Origin of the sequence: Phenylobacterium sp., from assembly GCF_036563385.1 — a bacterium.
Taxonomy (GTDB): Bacteria; Pseudomonadota; Alphaproteobacteria; order Caulobacterales; family Caulobacteraceae; genus Phenylobacterium.
In genome coordinates this window covers 880342-898051 of the sequence record NZ_DATCML010000004.1, presented here as the reverse complement: position 1 = coordinate 898051, position 17710 = coordinate 880342, and the positions used below count along the sequence as shown (strand labels likewise).

The 17710-nt window shown below is 70.6% G+C and carries 13 protein-coding genes; 7 read left to right on the top strand and 6 right to left on the bottom strand.

Annotation, left to right across the window (positions count from 1 at the left end; genetic code table 11):
* The first annotated feature begins 16 nt into the window (after nt 1–16).
* Nucleotides 17–1489: an MFS transporter gene (locus tag VIL67_RS05275; protein ID WP_332047789.1), complete on the top strand. Its 1473-nt coding sequence runs from the start codon at nt 17–19 to the stop codon at nt 1487–1489.
* Nucleotides 1490–1521: 32 nt separating this feature from the next.
* Here the strand turns inward: VIL67_RS05275 and VIL67_RS05270 are convergent, their stop codons facing one another.
* A complete protein-coding gene (locus VIL67_RS05270) occupies nt 1522–2751 on the bottom strand; it encodes a TetR/AcrR family transcriptional regulator (RefSeq protein WP_332047788.1) in 1230 nt (409 codons plus the stop codon).
* Nucleotides 2752–2817: 66 nt separating this feature from the next.
* Nucleotides 2818–4212 carry a helix-turn-helix domain-containing protein gene (locus tag VIL67_RS05265; RefSeq protein ID WP_332047787.1) on the bottom strand — a complete coding sequence of 465 codons (1395 nt, stop codon included), beginning with the start codon at nt 4210–4212 and terminating at the stop codon, nt 2818–2820.
* A 198-nt stretch (nt 4213–4410) separates the two neighbouring features.
* Between VIL67_RS05265 and VIL67_RS05260 the strand changes: the two genes are divergently transcribed.
* The 3 genes from VIL67_RS05260 (at nt 4411) to VIL67_RS05250 (ending at nt 8617) form a co-directional block, all read left to right on the top strand.
* Nucleotides 4411–6009, top strand: coding sequence for an isocitrate lyase (locus tag VIL67_RS05260; RefSeq protein ID WP_332047786.1), 1599 nt, complete (start codon nt 4411–4413; stop codon nt 6007–6009).
* A gap of 162 nt (nt 6010–6171) precedes the next feature.
* A complete protein-coding gene (gene aceB, locus VIL67_RS05255) occupies nt 6172–7770 on the top strand; it encodes a malate synthase A (protein ID WP_332047785.1) in 1599 nt (532 codons plus the stop codon).
* A 175-nt stretch (nt 7771–7945) separates the two neighbouring features.
* Nucleotides 7946–8617 carry a YidB family protein gene (locus VIL67_RS05250; protein ID WP_332047784.1) on the top strand — a complete coding sequence of 224 codons (672 nt, stop codon included), beginning with the start codon at nt 7946–7948 and terminating at the stop codon, nt 8615–8617.
* Nucleotides 8618–8647: 30 nt separating this feature from the next.
* Here the strand turns inward: VIL67_RS05250 and VIL67_RS05245 are convergent, their stop codons facing one another.
* The 4 genes from VIL67_RS05245 to VIL67_RS05230 all read right to left on the bottom strand — a co-directional run bounded on the left by VIL67_RS05245 (nt 8648) and on the right by VIL67_RS05230 (nt 13089).
* Nucleotides 8648–9010, bottom strand: a complete 363-nt coding sequence (locus tag VIL67_RS05245; protein ID WP_332047783.1) for a YdbL family probable chaperone protein — start codon at nt 9008–9010, stop codon at nt 8648–8650.
* Nucleotides 9011–9030: 20 nt separating this feature from the next.
* Nucleotides 9031–9228 (bottom strand): YnbE family lipoprotein, encoded by a 198-nt coding sequence (locus VIL67_RS05240; protein WP_332047782.1) that lies wholly within the window; start codon nt 9226–9228, stop codon nt 9031–9033.
* Between the two features lie 37 nt (nt 9229–9265).
* Complete coding sequence (locus VIL67_RS05235) at nt 9266–12250, bottom strand: intermembrane phospholipid transport protein YdbH family protein (protein WP_332047781.1); 2985 nt, start codon at nt 12248–12250, stop codon at nt 9266–9268.
* Nucleotides 12251–12312: 62 nt separating this feature from the next.
* Nucleotides 12313–13089: an SDR family oxidoreductase gene (locus VIL67_RS05230; protein WP_332047780.1), complete on the bottom strand. Its 777-nt coding sequence runs from the start codon at nt 13087–13089 to the stop codon at nt 12313–12315.
* A 143-nt stretch (nt 13090–13232) separates the two neighbouring features.
* Here VIL67_RS05230 and VIL67_RS05225 point away from each other — a divergent pair, with 143 nt between their 5' ends.
* The 3 genes from VIL67_RS05225 (at nt 13233) to VIL67_RS05215 (ending at nt 17637) form a co-directional block, all read left to right on the top strand.
* Nucleotides 13233–15311 (top strand): 3-hydroxyacyl-CoA dehydrogenase NAD-binding domain-containing protein, encoded by a 2079-nt coding sequence (locus VIL67_RS05225; protein WP_332047779.1) that lies wholly within the window; start codon nt 13233–13235, stop codon nt 15309–15311.
* A gap of 83 nt (nt 15312–15394) precedes the next feature.
* On the top strand, nt 15395–16600 hold the full coding sequence (locus tag VIL67_RS05220) for an acetyl-CoA C-acyltransferase (RefSeq protein WP_332047778.1): 1206 nt from the start codon (nt 15395–15397) through the stop codon (nt 16598–16600).
* A gap of 119 nt (nt 16601–16719) precedes the next feature.
* A complete protein-coding gene (locus tag VIL67_RS05215; protein WP_332047777.1) occupies nt 16720–17637 on the top strand; it encodes a hypothetical protein in 918 nt (305 codons plus the stop codon).
* The last annotated feature ends 73 nt before the right edge of the window (nt 17638–17710 follow it).

Genomic DNA, 17710 nt, shown 5'->3' with positions numbered 1-17710 from the left:
GGAGGAGGGGCGTAGGGTGACGAAGCCGATCGCACGGCGCCTGAGCCTGCCGACGCAGCTGTTCTACGGCTCGGGGACCGTGGCCTTCGGCGTGAAGGACAACGGCTTCAACTACTTCCTGCTGATCTTCTACAACCAGGTCATGGGGCTGCCGGCCCAGACCGTCGGGCTGGCGATCATGATCGCGCTGGTGGTCGACGCCTTCATCGACCCGATCGTCGGCCAGGTCTCCGACAACTGGCGCTCACGCTGGGGGCGGCGGCACCCGTTCATGTACGCCGCGGCGCTTCCGGTGGCGGTGAGCTACCTGCTGATCTGGAACCCGCCGGCGGGCTGGGGCCACGACGCGCTCTTCCTCTATCTGATCGTCACGGCGATCCTCATCCGCAGCTTCATCACCTGCTACGAGATCCCGTCCCAGGCGCTGGCCGCGGAGCTGACCGCCGACTACGACGAACGCACGCGCCTGCTCAGCTGGCGGATGCTGTTCTCCTGGATCGGCGGCCTCGTCATCTATTTCGCGGCCTGGACCGTCTTCCTGCGCCCGACCCCTGAGCACCCGGTGGGCCAGCTCAATCCGGACGGCTACCACACCTATGGCATGGTCGCGGCCGCCATCATGGCGGCGGCCATCCTGGTCTCCTCCCTGGGCACGCACCGCGAGATCCCGCGCCTGCACAGCGCGCCCCACCGGGAGCTCACCCTCGGCCAGCTGGTCCGCGAGATGTTCGGCACCCTGGCCAACCGTTCGTTCCTGGCCCTGCTCGGCGCCTACCTGTTCTTCTCCATGGCGGTGGGGCTGATCTTCTCGATCGCCACCTACATGTCGACCTACTTCTGGGAGTTCTCCGCCAGGCAGATCGGCTTCTTCGCATTCTCGAGCCTGATCGCGGCCGTCCTGGCGGCGATCCTGGCGCCCGCCGTGTCGCGGCGCTTCAACAAGCGGCCCTCGGCCATCGCCCTGATCATCGCCTCCCTGCTGGTCGGCGGCACGCCGATCACCCTGCGGCTGCTGGGGGTGCTGCCGGGCAACGACTGGCCGGCCCTCTACCCGCTGATCTTCGTGCAGAACATCCTCTCCACCGCCCTGGGAACGGCCGGCGCCATCCTGATGAACTCGATGATTGCCGACGTGGTGGAGGATTCCGAGCTGCGCACCGGGCGCCGCCAGGAGGGCCTGTTCTTCGCGGCCGCAGCCTTCGTGCAGAAGGCGGTGAGCGGCATCGGCATCTTCGCCGCCGGCCTGCTGCTCGGGCTGGCCAAGTTCCCGCAGGGGGCCCAGCCCGGCGCCGTCCCGCAGGAGATCCTGCACAGACTCGGGACGATCTACGTGCCGGTCATGGCGGCGCTGTACGTGATCGCCCTGACCTTCCTGGCCGGGTATCGGATCAGCCGGCGCAGCCACGAGGAATCCCTGGCGAAACTTGCCGCCGCCACCGAGCTCGCAGAGGTGGGGGAGCCGGCCGCCTCCAGCGCCAAACTCACCTAGGCACAGCAGGCGCGCCGGCGCGACGGCGGACCCTATTTGCCGAAGATCCCCATCAGCAGGGGCCGGGCGAACACGGCCGGCGCCGCCTTCTGGCTGACGCCCGGCACCCAGTAGCCCAGCTCCGCGCCGGCGTTCAGGGTGGCGTTCAGCATCTGGGCGGCGATGAACGGGTCCACCGGCCGGACCGAGCCCTCGGCGATCCCGTCCGAGATCATCGAGGCGAAGCGGTCCGAAACCCGGTTCGAGTGCTGCACCATCTCGCGCCGGATGGGTTCTGGAAGGGCGGTGAGCGCGGCGATGCGCAGCAGCGGCCCGTGCTCGGAGAGCTGGAACTCGGCGAGCGCCGCCGCCGCGCTGGAGAGCCGCGTCCACTGGTCGCCTGGCAGCGCCATGGCCAACCGCTGGACCCGGGTCATCACTTCGAAGGTGCGCTCGAAGCAGGCGACCACCAGGTCGTCCTTGGCGTCGTTGTGATGGTAGAAGCTGCCCTTGGTGACGTTGAGCTCGGCCGAGATCTTGTCGACCGAAGCGCCCTTGTAGCCCCGCGAGTTGATCAGCCGGGTGGCCGCCAGCAGGAAGGTCTCACGGCTCATCTCCTGCCGGTCGCGCGGGGCGAGCTCCGAAACCGGGATCGGCGTCGGGCCCCAGCCCGAGGTTCCTCCCGCCAGGCCGTTCACCAGGATGTCGTACATCCGGTCGCGGACGCGGCCGTAGTCCTCCGCGTCGTACTTGCCGATCCAGCCGGGGGCCCAGAGCAGCTGCTCGAGCAGCATGTGGGCGCGGGCCGAGCGCCGGCCGCGGGTCAGCCACTCGAGGTCGGGGGTCTCGAAGATCTCGCGCAGCTTGCGCCACATCCGGCCATAGGCCTTGCGGACCTCGCTGCGGCGGGGCTCGTTCAGGGCGCGGACGTCCGACAGGACCGGCAGGGGCGGCGCCTCGCCCACGGCCGTCATGTGCAGGCGGTCCAGGTGCAGGGTCAGCAGCTTCTTGAGCCGCGCCTCGCGGGTGGGCTCGGTGAGCGCCTGCTCGATCATCCACTGCAGGGCCTCGATGCCCCGCATCAGGCAGGCGGCGGCGAGGTCGTCCTTGCGCTTGAAGTAGTAGGTGACGCTGGTGGTCGACAGGTCGACCGCTGCGGCCGCGACGCCCAGCGTCAGCCCCTTCACACCCTTGCGGTTCAAGATCTCCGTGGCCGCGTCGAGGATCGCCTCGCGCTTGCGTTCGAAACGGTCGGTCGCGCGGGCCGCGCTACGCTGAACCATGGGCTCTCCCTGCTAGGCCGCTATTTTGCGCACGTGAAACACGGGCGCGCCAGGGGGTACGCAGCGTCAGGTCGAGGCGAACGGGTAGGGCGTGATCGACTTGGTGAAGTCGTCGACCGTCAGCGTCCGGCTGATCGGCTCGGCGGCGCGCTGCGGGCAGGCGGGCCGCTCGCAGATCCGGCAGGCCGGCCCGATGCCCGTGGCGACCGGATCGCGCAGGTCCAGGCCGCGGGAATAGACCAGCCGTTCCGCATATTTGAGCTCGCAGCCCATGCCGATGGCGAGGTCGGACTCGTCGGAGGCGAAGGGCCGGGCCACGCGCGCCACGGTGCGGGCGATGGTGAAGTAGCGCTGGCCGTCCGGCGTCTCGATGATCTGGGTGATGATCCGCCCGGGCGTCCGGAAGCTGGAGTGAATGTTCCAGCGCGGGCAGGCGCCGCCGAAGCGCGAAAAGGGGAAGGCGGAGCCGGCGAACCGCTTGGAAATGTTCCCGGCGCTGTCCACCCGCACCATGAAGAAGGGGACGCCGCGCTGACCGGGCCGCGCCAGCGTGGTCAGCCGGTGGCAGGCCTGCTCGAACGAGACGCCGAAGCGGGCGCGCACCAGCTCGATGTCGTAGCCGGTGCGCTCGGCGGCCTCGGAGAAGGCGCCGTAAGGCATCAGGACCGCCGCGGCGAGATAGTTGGCCAGGCTGACCTTCAGCAGGTTGCGGGTCGGCCGGTCCGGCGGGCCCGCGCGGTCGGCGAGGCTCTCCAGCAGGTCCCGGTGCTCCAGCAGGGCGAGCTGGTAGGCGAGGCTGAAGTTGCGGCCGGCGCCGGTCAGCACCTCCGAGAGGAACAGCCGCTTCCTGTGGTGGTCGAAGCGCCGGACGCTCTCCGGCAGCACCTCCACGGGCACCACGCGGACCTGCACGCCGAAGCGCTTGAAGAGCCGCTCGCGGGCCGCGCCGGGGAAGTCCTGGGCTTCGGCCTTCAGCTCGCCTGAGAGGGCGTCGGCGGCGTCCTCCAGGTCGGCGAAATAGTTCTTCTGGGCCTGGATGTAGTCGCGCACCCAGTCGGACGGGGTGACCACCGGCTGAACGAGAGTGCCGTCCTCGGGCCGGCCGACGCCGCCCAGGTCGGCCATGCGCCGCTGGTCCAGGTAGGCCCGGTAGAGGCGCACGATGGCTTCAGACACGCCGGGCGCGCTGTCGGCCACCTCGGCGATCTCGTGCCGGGCGACCGAGAGGTCGCGGAACATCTGGTCCGAGAAGACTTCGCTCAGGCCGGTGGCGCTGGCGCTCTCGGGATCCGACGACAGGGTCTTCAGGTCGAGGTCATAAGCCTCCGCCAGGCGCAGCAGCACCTGGGCGGTCACCGGCCGCTGGTTGCGCTCCAGGAGGTTCAGGTAGCTCGGCGAGACGCCCAGGTCCTCGGCCATCCGGGTCTGGGTCAGCCCAAGCTCCCGCCGAAGGCGCTTCATGCGCGCGCCCAGGAATAGCTTTCGGTCGGTGGAGGGCAGCGCCATGCCTGTGTGTTTGTCACAGATTTACAAGATCGACAAGGATCGGCTGTGACAAGCACGCCTTCTGACCCAACGGCTCCGCTTCGCCCCTTAGATTTCAAGCGTTAAGTGGCGTGAACGCTTGTCACAGCAGGCACTGTCAATCGGAAGAGGCACATGGCGTACCAGGACCACATCATCGAGATGAGCCAGCTCGTCCAGTCGAAGAACGGCGCGTGGGACGGGATCGATCCTGAGGCCGTGGCCCGCATGCGCCTGCAGAACCGGTTCAAGACCGGTCTGGAGATCGCCAAGTACACGGCCGACATCATGCGCAAGGACATGGCGGCCTACGACGCCGATCCTTCGCAGTACACCCAGTCGCTGGGCTGCTGGCACGGCTTCGTCGCCCAGCAGAAGATGATCGCGGTGAAGCGCCACTTCGGCTCCACCAAGCGCCGCTACATCTACCTGTCGGGCTGGATGATCGCCGCCCTGCGCTCGGAGTTCGGCCCGCTGCCGGATCAGTCGATGCACGAGAAGACCTCGGTGCCGGCGCTGATCGAAGAGATCTACACCTTCCTGAAGCAGGCCGACGCCCGTGAGCTCGGCGGCCTGTTCCGCGACCTCGACGCCGCCCGCAAGGCGGGCGACGCGGCGAAGGAGCAGCAGATCCAGGACAAGATCGACAACTTCGAGACCCACGTGGTCCCGATCATCGCCGACATCGACGCGGGCTTCGGCAACGCGGAGGCCACCTACCTGCTGGCCAAGAAGATGATCGAGGCGGGCGCCTGCGCCATCCAGATCGAGAACCAGGTCTCCGACGAGAAGCAGTGCGGCCACCAGGACGGCAAGGTCACCGTTCCGCACGAGGACTTCATTCAGAAGCTGCGCGCCGTCCGCTACGCCTTCCTGGAAATGGGCGTCGACAACGGCGTCATCGTCGCCCGCACCGACAGCCTGGGCGCGGGCCTGACCAAGCAGATCGCCTTCTCCAAGGAGCCGGGCGACCTCGGCGACCAGTACAACAGCTTCCTCGACTGCGAGGAGATCGACGTCAGCCAGGTCGGCAATGGCGACGTGGTGATCACCCGCAACGGCAAGCTGCTGCGCCCGAAGCGCCTGCCGTCCAACCTGTTCCAGTTCCGCGCCGGCACCGGCGAGGACCGCTGCGTCCTCGACTGCATCACCTCGCTGCAGAACGGCGCTGACCTGCTGTGGATCGAGACCGAGAAGCCGCACGTGGAGCAGATCGCCGGCATGGTCGACCGCATCCGCGAGGTCTTCCCGAACGCCAAGCTCGCCTACAACAACAGCCCGTCCTTCAACTGGACCCTGAAGTTCCGCGAGCAGGTCTTCGAGGCCTGGGAGAAGGAAGGCAAGGACGTGTCGGCCTACGACAAGGCCAAGCTCATGAGCGCCGATTACGACGAGAGCCCGCTCGGGATCGAGGCGGATCAGCGGATCCGCAGCTTCCAGGCGGACGGCGCCAAGCGGGCCGGCATCTTCCACCACCTGATCACCCTGCCGACCTACCACACCGCAGCCCTGTCCACGGACAACCTGGCCAAGGAGTACTTCGGCGAGGCGGGCATGCTGGGCTACGTCCTGGGCGTCCAGCGGCAGGAGATCCGCAAGGGCCTGCCGGCGGTGAAGCACCAGAACATGTCCGGCTCGGACATCGGCGACGACCACAAGGAATACTTCGCGGGCGAAGCGGCCCTGAAGGCCGGCGGCGTCCACAACACGATGAACCAGTTCGCCAACGTCTAAGCGAGATCGCGGCGGCCGGGCTCCGGCCGCCGCCCCTCGACCTCTGAAAGCCCCCCGCCGCGTTTCTCTCCGTGACCCTTGGCGGGGGGTTGTTTTTCGCGAAGGCCCCGCCGGGGCCGAGCGCCTGATTTCCGGCCCCCAGCCCCCTCTCTGGAGCCCCCCATGTCCGTCGATGTCGCCGCCCGCCCCGCCGTCCAGTTGACGGGCCCTGTTGAAGGCCGCGCCGCCGAGGTGCTGACCCCCGAGGCCCTGGCGTTCCTGGCCGAGCTGCACCGCCGCTTCAACGACCGCCGCCTCGAACTGCTGGCGCTCCGCGAAGAGCGTCAGACCCGCTTCGACAGCGGCCTGAAGCCCGACTTCCTGCCCGAGACCAAGGCGGTCCGCGACGGCGACTGGAAGGTCGCTCCGATCCCCGCCGACCTGCAGGACCGGCGCGTGGAGATCACCGGCCCGGTCGACCGCAAGATGATCATCAACGCGCTGAACTCCGGCGCGCGCGTGTTCATGGCCGACTTCGAGGACGCCTCCTCGCCCACCTGGCAGAACATGCTGGACGGCCAGGTGAACCTGAAGGACCGCTGGGCCGGCAAGCTCGGCTTCACCGACGCCGCCACAGGCAAGAGCTACGCCCTCAAGGAGCAGGTCGCCACCCTGATCGTTCGCCCGCGCGGCTGGCACCTGCCCGAGGCCCACGCCCTGGTGGACGGCGAGGAGATGAGCGGCTCGCTCTTCGACTTCGGCCTCTACTTCTTCCACAACGCCCAGGCCACGCTGGCCCAGGGGACCGGCCCCTACTTCTACCTGCCGAAGATGGAGAGCCACCTCGAGGCCCGGCTCTGGAACGAGGTGTTCGTCTACGCCCAGAAGGCCGTGGGCGTGCCCAACGGGACCATCAAGGCCACGGTCCTGATCGAGACCCTGCCGGCCGCCTTTGAGATGGACGAGATCCTCTACGAACTGCGCGACCACATGGCCGGCCTGAACTGCGGCCGCTGGGACTACATCTTCTCGTTCATCAAGCGCCTGAAGGCCCAGCCCGACGCCCTTACCCCCGACCGGTCGGTCATGACCATGGGCAGCGCCTTCCTCAACGCCTACTCGCTGAAGCTCATCCAGACCTGCCACCGCCGGGGCGCCTTCGCCATGGGCGGCATGGCGGCGCAGATCCCGGTGAAGGGCGACCCGGCCGCCAACGAGGCCGCCTTCGCCAAGGTCCGCGCTGACAAGGAGCGCGAGGCGGGCAACGGCCACGACGGCACCTGGGTCGCCCACCCGGACCTCGTGCCGGTGGCCATGGAGGTGTTCGACCGGGTGATGCCGACGGCGAACCAGCTCGGCAAGCTGCGCGAGGACGTCACCGTCACCCGCGAGGACCTGCTGCAGGTCCACGCCGGCGAGCGCACGGAACACGGCCTGCGCGAGAACATCCGCGTCGGCGTGCAGTACATCGAGGCCTGGCTGCGCGGTAAGGGCGCGGTGCCGCTCTACAACCTGATGGAAGACGCCGCGACCGCCGAGATCAGCCGCGCCCAGATCTGGCAGTGGATCCGCCACAAGGCGACGCTCGGCGACGGCCGCGAGGTCACCCCCGAGCTGTTCCGCCAGCTGCTGGACGAGGAGATGGCGGCGCTGCGCCAGACCCTGCCGGCCGGCGCCTTCGACGGCGGCCGCTTCGCCGAGGCCGTGAAGATCTTCACCGACATGAGCCTGTCGGACTCCTTCGAGGAGTTCCTGACCCTGCCGGCCTACCGGGCTCTGTAAGCGGCCCGCCCGTCGTCGAGGGGAGGACGGGCGGATCGCTTGCGAGAAGGGGTGGGGAGCCGTCGCCGCTCCCCACCCCGTTTTGCGTTTTGAGCTGCCGGTTTGTGCTGAAGGTCGAACCCGCCCGAGCCCTCGGGTGTTGGTCGCCCTCAGTTTCACAAGGAAGGCGACTGGCATGGCTCTTCTCGACCAGATCCTCGGCGGCGCGATGCGTGGCAGCATGGGGGGCGGCGGCTTCGGCGGCGGCGGCTTCGGTGGCGGCGGCTTCGGTGGTGGCCTCGGCGGCGGCGGCCTCGGCGGCATGCTCGGCGGAGCCATGGGGGGCGGCGGACGCCGGCCCGGCATGGGCCAGACCGTGGCGGCAGGCGTGATCCTGGCGCTGCTGGTCAAGGCGGCCAGGCAGCAGGCGGCGCGGAACGCGGAGCCGCGCACCTTCGACCCCAACCAGCAGGGCCACGGCATGCCCCAGACGCAGGCCACCGGCGGCGGCCTGGGCGGCATGCTCGGCGGCATGGGCGGCGGCGGGCTCGGCGCCATCCTGGGCGGCCTGGGCGGCGCGGGCGCGCTTGGCGGGCTCATCCGCCAGATGCAGCAGAAGGGCTATGGCCAGCACGCCCAGTCGTGGGTCGGCACGGGCCATAACGAGCCGATCCAGCCGCAGGCCCTGGCCGATGCGCTGGGCGACGACACCCTGGAGGACCTGCAGCAGCAGACCGGCCTGCCCCGCGAGCAGCTGCTCTCCGAGCTCTCGCGGGAGCTGCCCGATGCGGTGAACCAGATCACCCCGGACGGCCGCCTGCCCGAGACCGACGACGACCTGCACCGGGTGACCGGCGTCAGCGGCTGATCGCCGACGCCGGAGGAGGCGGGCTGGGCGCTACTTGCGCGTCCAGCCGCCGCCCACGGGCTTGTAGTACTCGCCCGGCTTGAGCCGGCCCTGCACCACCTGGGTGTAGGCCGAGGCGCCGGCGGCGGCCGGCGTCGTGCCGGTGCGCTCGGCGGCCTCGCGGTAGACCTGGGCGCGGCCGGCGTTGATCTCGGCGACCGCCTGGCGGATCGCCGGGTCGGCGGGCTCGGTCACGAAGCCGAGGAAGCCGTCGGCCTGCTCGCCGACCACGCCCGCGGCCTTGGCCCGGTCCACGGTCGCCTTCGCCTGGGCGGACTGCGCCGCCGCGGCCTGGGGGAGGACCAGGGCGGCCATGACGGCCGCGCCGATCCCGATGAGTTCACGTCCCTGCATGGTTCTCCAATCCCCCTTCGTCAGAAGAGGTTCGGGTTCTTCTGGATCAAGGCCTTGACCTCCTCGTCCAGACGCAAGCGGACGTCGGCGTCCAGCTTGGCGTAGATGGTGATGGGCTCGACCTGCACCTTCACGGTGGGCGTGCAGGCGGCGGCGCCGAGGCCCGCGAGGGCCAGCGCCCCTGCGGCGGCGGCCAGCGATCGCGTCTTTCCGATCATGCGGTCGTCTCCAAGTGCTTGGCCTCCTTCTGACGGGTCACGGCTGAACCGGGGGTGAACTGCGCAGCCGCTGGTACTCGCCGTAGTCTCGCAGGAGATCGTCCAGGTTCAGGGTGGTGTCCAGCGTCAGGTTCACCCCCGTGCCGGACGGCAGCGGCAGCTTGCGGTTCATGAAGTTGCGGCGGATCAGGTCGACGATCCCCAGCCGGATCTCCTGGTGCTGCGGCGGATCGTGCCGGCCGACGATGTGGAAGAGGACGCCGAGGCGCCCGTCCTCGCGGCTGGCGACGGTGGCCTCCAGGGTGTCGAAGGCCAGGTTCTCCATGGCCTGGTAGGCGAAGTCGGTGAAGGTGTCGGTGGAGGCCTCCGGCGCGGCCGGGACGCCGGGCGGCGCAGCGACCTCGGTCGAGGCCGCGACCCCGGTGATCGCCGTGCGCTGGATGGAGATGCGGCCCGGCTGGATCGCGCGCAGCGAGCCCCCGAGGATTCGCACCCGCTGGCCGCTGACCTCGAAGGGCATCCGCCCGCTGACCTTGGCGTCGAACTCCACCTTGTCGCCGAACGGCGAGGCCTCGACGATGTCGTGCAGCTGCACGCCCTCGAGGTTCAGCACGCCCTGCACGGGCTGGTCCGCGGTCAGCGGCACGCGAACGGCTTCGATGGTGACCCGCCCGCCGCCCACCGCCGCCTCGCCGCCGGAGATCACCAGGCCGGTCTTCTCGAGGCCGAAGGTGGCGGTGACGCCCGCCAGCGGGAACGGCCCATCCACCGCCGCCACGCTCAGTTGCTGCCCGGGCGCAGCGATCAGCGGGGCGAGGCTGGTGAACACCACATGGCCGGACAGGCCGCTCACCCGGCCCGCCGGGCTGACGAAGTCGAGGCTGGGGATCTGCAGCGTTCCGGCGCTGGTGGCCCCCTCCGCCGTCCAGCCGAACCGGCCGGTGAAGCGCGCGCGGCCCGTGGCGGGCGAGCCCACCGCCTCGGCCAAGGGCGACAGCTGCACCGGCTGCAGGGCGCCCTCGGCGAACACCAGCTCGCCGGTGTCGATCTCCACGCCGCCGCGGACGGCGGGGACGTCGTGGCGCAGGCGCGCGGCGGCCACCGGCTGGCCCGCCGGGGTGGCGAAGGCCAGGTCCGAGGTCCAGACGTCGCGAGCCAGGATGGCGCGGCCCGTCATCCGCAGGGGATGGAAGCGGGTGGCGGGCGCCGCGTCCGTGACGGTGGCGCCTGAAATCGCGGCCGTGGCGTGCAACCGGCCGCGAGCCAGCCCCATCACCACCCTCGCCGAGGCGTCGCTGACCTGGGCCTGCAGGAACGGCGCGGCGGCCGAGGCGCCCTGGGCGTGGCCGGCGATCCGCCAGTCGCCGGCGGACAGGCTGAGCAGGGGCTGGCCCGCGGTCGGGCAGAACCGACCGGCCACGTCCTTCACGTCGTTTTCGCCGAGTTCCACGTGGGCGACGCGGACGACCGCGCAGCGGGCGGCGACGAACCGCACGGCCCCGCCGGCCATCTCCAGCCGGCCGGCCGCATCGTAGGACCCGCGCTCCAGCGGCCCCAGGGACAGGGCGGCCCGCACCCGACCCTCGGCCACCGCGCCGCCGTTCGCCAGCCGTACGCGGGCGACGTCGGCGTCCACCTTGGGGAGGCCGCCGCCGGCCACCGCCAGCCGCCAGCCGCCGCCCTGCGGGCTCAGCCTCACTTCGCCGCCGGTGGCCGGGACCAGGCGCGCGGCCTGCGTCAGGCGCAAGCTCGGCGGTCCGCCCTCGCTGGCGAGCTGCAGTCCCGGCGCCGAGACCCGGAAGTTGCGCAGGCCGCGCTTCACCGCCGCGATCTCCCGGGAGTCCTCGGCCACGGGCGCGCCCAGGCCGCTCCAGCCGCCCTGCCCCTCGACGCCGCCGGCCAGCCGCAGGCTGGTCCGCCCGCCGCGCCAGGCGACCGGCCCCTCGGCGCGGACGGCAAGCCGGGTCATCTTCAGCTCGGACGCGGCGAGGTCGTCGGCCGATCCGCTCAGCCGCAACCGGGCCGCCACCGCGTCCCCGCCGCGGCGTGTCCAGGCGACGTCGGTCGCCGCCAGGCTGGCGCGAAGGGCGCCCGATCGTCCCGCCGCCAGGCTCGCCCCGCTGGCCCGCAGGGTGGCGGTGGCCCCGCCGCGCACGGCCAGATCCGGGATCCAGCCGCGGGTTTCGCCGGTGAACACCCCGGCCAGGTGGGCGTCGGAAAGGCTCTGTCCCGGCAGCCGCAGCTCACGCCCCGTGAGGTCCAGGCGGAGCACCACACCGCCTTCGCCACGCTTCTTCTCCAGGTCAGGGTAGGGTGTCTCCGCGGTCAGCCGCAGCCGCGCTCCGGCGATCGCGGCGTCGCCGAACCGCCCCGCCGCCACCGGGGCGTCGAGGCGCACAAAGGCGCGGTCCTGCCGGCTGCTCACGTCCAGCGCCGCCTGCGCGGTCTCGAGGGCGAAGTCGCGGCCCGCCAGCCGCGCCGGGGCGGCTCCGCCGGCCAGCCGCACCAGCCGGCCGTCGTTCACCAGGGCGTCGGCCATCAGCCGGAGCGGACCGAAGTCGGTCGCCAGCAGCAGGACCCCGTCGTCCACCTCGATACGCGGCTTGCGCGCGTCCGGCTTCGGCGGCTGGCGGCGGAACTCCTCGATCAGCGGGTCGAGGCTGCCGGCGCTCAACTTCCCGCCGCGCAGGCTGGCGCGCAGCACCGGCCGCACGAGGCGCACGGACGAGACCTCGAGCGAGAAGCCGCGGAGCGCGTACCTGACCTCGGCCCGCTCGGCCGTGAACTCGGGGTTGCGAGGGTCGCCAATGCGCAGCCTGGCCGTGGCGCCGGTCAGGCCGAGGCCCTGGATCTCCGCCTCGGACGCGATGCCGCGCGCCTGCAGCCAGCCGGTCAGCGCCTCGCGCGCGATGATCCGGCGCGTGCCGTAGAGCAGGACCAGGGCCGCCAGCAGCACGAGGACAAGCGCCGCCAGCGCGAGGCGCAGCGTTCGGCGAGGCTTGGGAGCGGCGGCGTCGGTCAAGTCAGGCGGTCTTCGTGGCGTCCCCGCCCCTCATAACGCACGGGACCATGAAAGGAGGGAGGCTACAGCCCAGGCGTGGCCAGAGCGACGCCGCCATCCACCGCGATGGTCTCGCCGACCACATAGTCCCCCGCACGGCTGGCCAGGTAGATGGCCACGCCCTGCATGTCCTCGTCGCGACCGATGCGCCCCGAGGGGATGCGCCGGGCCACTTCCTCGCTCTGGTCGCGCGCCACGATGTTCATGTCCGAGGCGAAGGCGCCCGGCGCGATGGAGCTCATGACGATGTTGTCCTGGATCAGCCGCGCCGCCATCCGGCGGGTGAGGTAGATCAGGCCGGCCTTGGAGGCGTGGTAGGAGTAGGTCTCCTGCGGGTTCAGCCGGATGCCGTCGATTGAGGTGATGTTGATCACCTTCGCCGGCCGCTCGGCGGTCGCGCTCTTCTTCAGCGTCTCGTGCAGGGCCTGGGTCAGGAAGAAGGGCGACTTCAGGTTCAGGTTCATCACCTTGTCCCAGCCGCTCTCCGGGAACTGGTCGAACTCCGCCAGCCAGGCCGCGCCGGCGTTGTTCAGCAGGATGTCCAGCCGGTCCTCATGGCTGAGGTAACGTTCGGCCAGCATGCGGCAGCCTTCCACCGTGGAGATGTCCACCGGGATCGAGACGCAGTTGGGACCGAGCTCCTCCGCCGTGGCGTCGCAGGCCGCGGCCTTGCGGGCGGTGATGTAGACCTTGCGGCAGCCGGCCTCGAGGAAGCCCTTGGCGATCATCTTGCCGATACCGCGCGAGCCGCCGGTCACCAGGGCCACGCGGCCCTCCAGCGAGAACAGGTCCGAGGCCATGGTTTCCCTCCCGTGATTGCCTGGGTTGTGCCCAGGGCGCCGGTTGACTTGGTACGGCCGGCCGGGGCCTATAACAAGCGTTTGAATTCCACGGCCGCCGACGCCAAGGGGCGGCCAGCCAAGCCATTTCGAGGGGACGCTGTATGACCGAGATCAATTCGGTGACCACGCTCACGCAGGAAGGCGATGTCGCCGTCCTGACGCTGAACTCGCCGCCGGTGAACGCCCTTTCGGCCAACGTCCGTGAAGGCCTGGACCTCGGCTTCAAGCAGGCCATCGAGAGCGACGCCAAGGCCATCGTGCTGATCTGCGACGGCCGCACCTTCATCGCCGGCGCCGACATCACCGAGTTCGGGGGCCAGATGAAGGGCCCCTCCCTGCAGGACGTGCAGGCCACCATCGAGAACGCGCCGAAGCCGGTCGTGGCCGCGATCCACGGCACAGCCCTCGGCGGCGGCCTGGAAGTGGCGCTCTGCGCCCACTACCGCGTGGCCGTGCCCTCCGCGAAGGTGGGCCTGCCCGAGGTCAACATCGGCCTGCTGCCGGGCGCCGGCGGCACCCAGCGCCTGCCCCGTATCGTCGGCGTGCAAAAGGCGCTGGAGATGGTCACCTCCGGCCAGCACGTGCCGGCCAAGCAGGCCCTGGAGATGGGGTTGGTCGACGAGATCGTCGACGAGGGCAAGCTGCGCGAGGGCGCGATCGCCTTCGCCCAGCGCTGCGTCTCCGAAGGCAAGCCGCTCGTGAAGGTCCGCGAGAACAACGCCAAGCTCGAGGAAGCCCGCGGCAAGCCCGAGGTTTTCGCCGAGTTCCGCAAGGCCAACGCCCGCAAGTTCCGCGGCTTCATGGCCCCTGAGAACAACATCAAGGCCGTCGAGGCCGCGGTGAGCGCCAAGAGCTTCGACGAAGGCATCGCCGAGGAGCGCAAGCTGTTCGGCGAACTGATGATGGGCCCGCAGTCGGCCGCCCAGCGCTACTACTTCTTCGCCGAGCGCCAGGCCCAAAAGATCCCGGACGTGCCGGACGACACCGCGACCCGCCCGATCAAGAAGGTCGGCGTCCTGGGCGCCGGCACCATGGGCGGCGGCATCGCCATGAACTTCGCCAACGTCGGCATCCCGGTGACCATCGTCGAGCTGAAGCAGGACGCCCTCGACCGTGGCCTGACGACGATCCGCAAGAACTACGAGCGCTCGCGCGGCGCCGTGCCCGAGCAGACCGAGAAGCGGATGTCGATGCTGACCGGCTCGCTGAGCCGCGAGGACCTCGCCGACTGCGACCTGATCATCGAGGCCGTCTTCGAGCGCATGGACATCAAGAAGGAGGTCTTCGCCTCCCTCGACAAGATCGCCAAGCCAGGCGCCATCCTAGCTACCAACACCAGCTACCTGAACGTCGACGAGATCGCCTCGGCCACCAGCCGGCCGCAGGACGTGATCGGCCTGCACTTCTTCTCGCCGGCCAACGTCATGAAGCTGCTGGAGGTGATCCGCGGCGAGAAGACCGCCAAGGACGTGATCGCAACGTCCATGAAGCTGTCCAAGCAGATCGGTAAGATCGCCGTCCTGGCCGGCGTCTGCCCGGGCTTCATCGGCAACCGCATGCTGAGCCAGCGCCAGCGCGAAGCTCAGAAGCTGGTGATGGAAGGGGCCATGCCCTGGGACATCGACCGCGTGCTCTACGACTTCGGCTTCCCCATGGGCCCGTTCGCCATGAGCGACCTGGCCGGCCTCGACATCGGCTGGGTGAAGGAGAACTCCAAGGGCGAGACCATCCGCGACGTGCTCTGCGAGATGGACCGCCGCGGCCAGAAGACCGGCGCCGGCTACTACGACTATGACGAGAACCGCACGGCCAAGCCGTCGCCGGTCACCGAGAAGATCATCAACGACTTCATCACCAAGTCCGGCCGCAACCCGCGCAAGGTCAGCGACGAGGAGATCCTCGAGCGCTGCGTCTATCCGATGATCAACGAGGGCGCGAAGATCCTGGAGGAGGGCAAGGCCATCCGCTCCAGCGACATCGACGTGGTCTGGGTCAACGGCTACGGCTGGCCGGTCTACCGCGGCGGCCCCATGTACTACGGAGACCAGGTCGGCGCGGACAAGGTGCTGGCCAAGATGAAGGAATTCCAGGGCTCCATGGGCGACGACTTCAAGCCGTCCGCCCTGCTCGAAAAGCTCGTGGCCGACGGCAAGAAGTTCTCGGACTTCAAGCAGGCCTAATCCCCACCCCTCGACGGCGGTCGCCCCTTGGGCGGCCGCCGTTTTTCACAACCCCGACCTACCGTTACGTCAGGACCCCACTCATGCGTGAAGCCGTCATCGTCGCCGCCAAGCGGACCCCCATCGGCAAGGCCTACCGCGGCGCGTTCAACAACACCTACGGCGCGACGCTCGGCGCCGCCGCCATCCGCGCCGCCGTCGAGCAGGCGGGCGTCGACCCCGGCGAGATCGACGACGTCGCCATGGGCTCGGCCCTGCAGCAGGGCACCACGGGCAACAATATCGCCCGTCAGGCGGCGCTGCGCGCCGGCCTGCCGAACACCGTCTCCGGCATGACCATCGACCGCCAGTGCAGCTCGGGCCTGATGGGCGTCGCCACGGCGGCCAAGTACATCATCAACGACGGCGCCCCGATCGCCATCGGCGCGGGCATCGAGTCGATCAGCCTGGTGCAGAACGACAAGATCAACCGCTTCATGGCGGGCGACCCCTGGCTGCGCGACCACGTCCCCGAGCTGCAGACCTCGATGATCGAGACCGCCGAGATCGTCGCCGACCGCTACAACGTCAGCCGCGAGGCGCAGGACGAGTACGCCCTGCAGTCCCAGCAGCGCACCGCCCAGGCCCAGTCGGAAGGCCGCTTCGACAACGAGATCGTCTCGGTCACCACCGTCATGAAGGTGCTGGTCAACAAGGAGACGGGCGAGACGGCGGACAAGGAGATCACCATCTCCGCCGACGAGGGCAACCGCCCGCAGACCACCATCGATGACTTGAAGAAGCTGAGCCCGGTCTTCAAGGGCGGCCGCTACGTCCCCGAGGGCAAGTTCATCACCGCCGGCAACGCCTCGCAGCTGTCGGACGGCGCCGCGGCTGTGGTGCTGATGGAGCGCAAGGAGGCCGAGCGCCGTGGCCTCGAGGCGCTGGGCGCCTACCGCGGCATGGCCGTGGCCGGCTGCGGCCCGGAGGAGATGGGCATCGGCCCGGTGTTCGCGATCCCCAAGCTGCTCGAGCGCAACGGCCTGACCATCGACGACATCGACATCTGGGAGCTGAACGAGGCCTTCGCCTCGCAGGTGCTCTACTGCCGTGACACGCTGGGCATCCCCAACGAGAAGCTGAACGTGTCGGGCGGCTCGATCTCCATCGGCCACCCCTACGGCATGACCGGCGCCCGCTGCACCGCCCACCTGCTGTACGAAGGCAAGCGCCGCGGCGCGAAGTACGGCGTCGTCACCATGTGCGTCGGCGGCGGCATGGGCGCGGCCGGCCTCTTCGAAATCTTCTAAGAGACCGCGCGTCAGCGTAAACGATCAGGGCCGTCCCAGTCGGGGCGGCCCTTTTCACATGGCGTCACACAAGCGCCGAACTCCTTGGCAAGGTGGCGGCAGCGCTGGAGAGTTCGCGAATGTCCGAACGGGACCGCCCGTCCAATCCCTACGCCCGGCCGAGCGCCTGGCCCGCCATGCCGCAGGAGCCGTTCCGCGTCGGTCCCCTGCCCAAGGCGGCCGCCGCCCCGCCGCCGCGCCCGCAGCCTCAGCCTCAGCCTCAGCCTGCCCGCACGGCCGCGCCGCCGGCGCCGACGCGCAGCACCTCGATCTTCTCGGGTTCGGCCGTGCCCATGGGCCTGCCGCAGGCCCGCCCCGCGCCAGCGCCGGCGCCCCTGCCTTCCGTCGCCGAGCCTCCGGCGCCGGAGGCCGCGGCCGCGCCGCCGCCGGCCGCCGAGGCCGCCCGCCCGCCCGCGCCCGAGATGCAGCCCGCGCCCGAGCTCGCGCCCGCACCCGTCGCGCGTGCGCCTGAGCCTGAGCCGATCGCCATGGCGGCCCCGCCCGTTCGCCGCCCCGCCGCGCGCAAGCGCGGGTCCCGCCTGCCGCTCGCCGCCAGCCTGGCCGTGGGCGCGCTCGGCCTCGCCGCCACCGCGGCCGTCCTGCTGCGCCCGGCTCCGCCGGCCGCCGTCCCGCCCGAGGTCGCGGCCGCAGCCGCGCCGCAGCCGCAGCCGGGCCCCGATACGGCCGCGCTCGACGCCGCCCCCGCCGGTCTCCGCGGACCTGCCGAGGCCCAGGCGCCGGCGGCCGCGCCGACCTCGCCGCCCCCGTTCCGCACGGCCGCCGCCGGCCCACGGCGGCCGTCCCGCCCGGCCGCGGCTGCAGAGCCGCCGCCGCCGGCCGCAGCCGCCGAGTCCGCGCCGCCCGCGGTGGAGCCGCCGGCGCCCCTGGCTGTGCCGCCGCCGGTCGCCGCTCCGGCCGAGCCGCTGGTCCGGCCGGCCACGCCGCCGCCGACCGATCCCGACGCGCCCATGACCACCCGCGCGCCGTATACGGAGTAGGCCCCATCACCTCTGCGGGATGCGCCGCCTCATTTCACCGCCGCCTGGAACCAAGCCCGGCCGCGGAAAATTA

Coding starts and splice junctions, on each gene's coding strand:
- VIL67_RS05270 (WP_332047788.1), bottom strand. CDS start 2,751: ATGGTTCAGCGTAGCGCGGCCCGCGCGACCGACCGTTTCGAACGCAAG.
- VIL67_RS05265 (WP_332047787.1), bottom strand. CDS start 4,212: ATGAAGCGCCTTCGGCGGGAGCTTGGGCTGACCCAGACCCGGATGGCC.
- VIL67_RS05260 (WP_332047786.1), top strand. CDS start 4,411: ATGGCGTACCAGGACCACATCATCGAGATGAGCCAGCTCGTCCAGTCG.
- aceB (WP_332047785.1), top strand. CDS start 6,172: ATGTCCGTCGATGTCGCCGCCCGCCCCGCCGTCCAGTTGACGGGCCCT.
- VIL67_RS05250 (WP_332047784.1), top strand. CDS start 7,946: ATGGCTCTTCTCGACCAGATCCTCGGCGGCGCGATGCGTGGCAGCATG.
- VIL67_RS05245 (WP_332047783.1), bottom strand. CDS start 9,010: ATGCAGGGACGTGAACTCATCGGGATCGGCGCGGCCGTCATGGCCGCC.
- VIL67_RS05240 (WP_332047782.1), bottom strand. CDS start 9,228: ATGATCGGAAAGACGCGATCGCTGGCCGCCGCCGCAGGGGCGCTGGCC.
- VIL67_RS05230 (WP_332047780.1), bottom strand. CDS start 13,089: ATGGCCTCGGACCTGTTCTCGCTGGAGGGCCGCGTGGCCCTGGTGACC.
- VIL67_RS05225 (WP_332047779.1), top strand. CDS start 13,233: ATGACCGAGATCAATTCGGTGACCACGCTCACGCAGGAAGGCGATGTC.
- VIL67_RS05220 (WP_332047778.1), top strand. CDS start 15,395: ATGCGTGAAGCCGTCATCGTCGCCGCCAAGCGGACCCCCATCGGCAAG.
- VIL67_RS05215 (WP_332047777.1), top strand. CDS start 16,720: ATGTCCGAACGGGACCGCCCGTCCAATCCCTACGCCCGGCCGAGCGCC.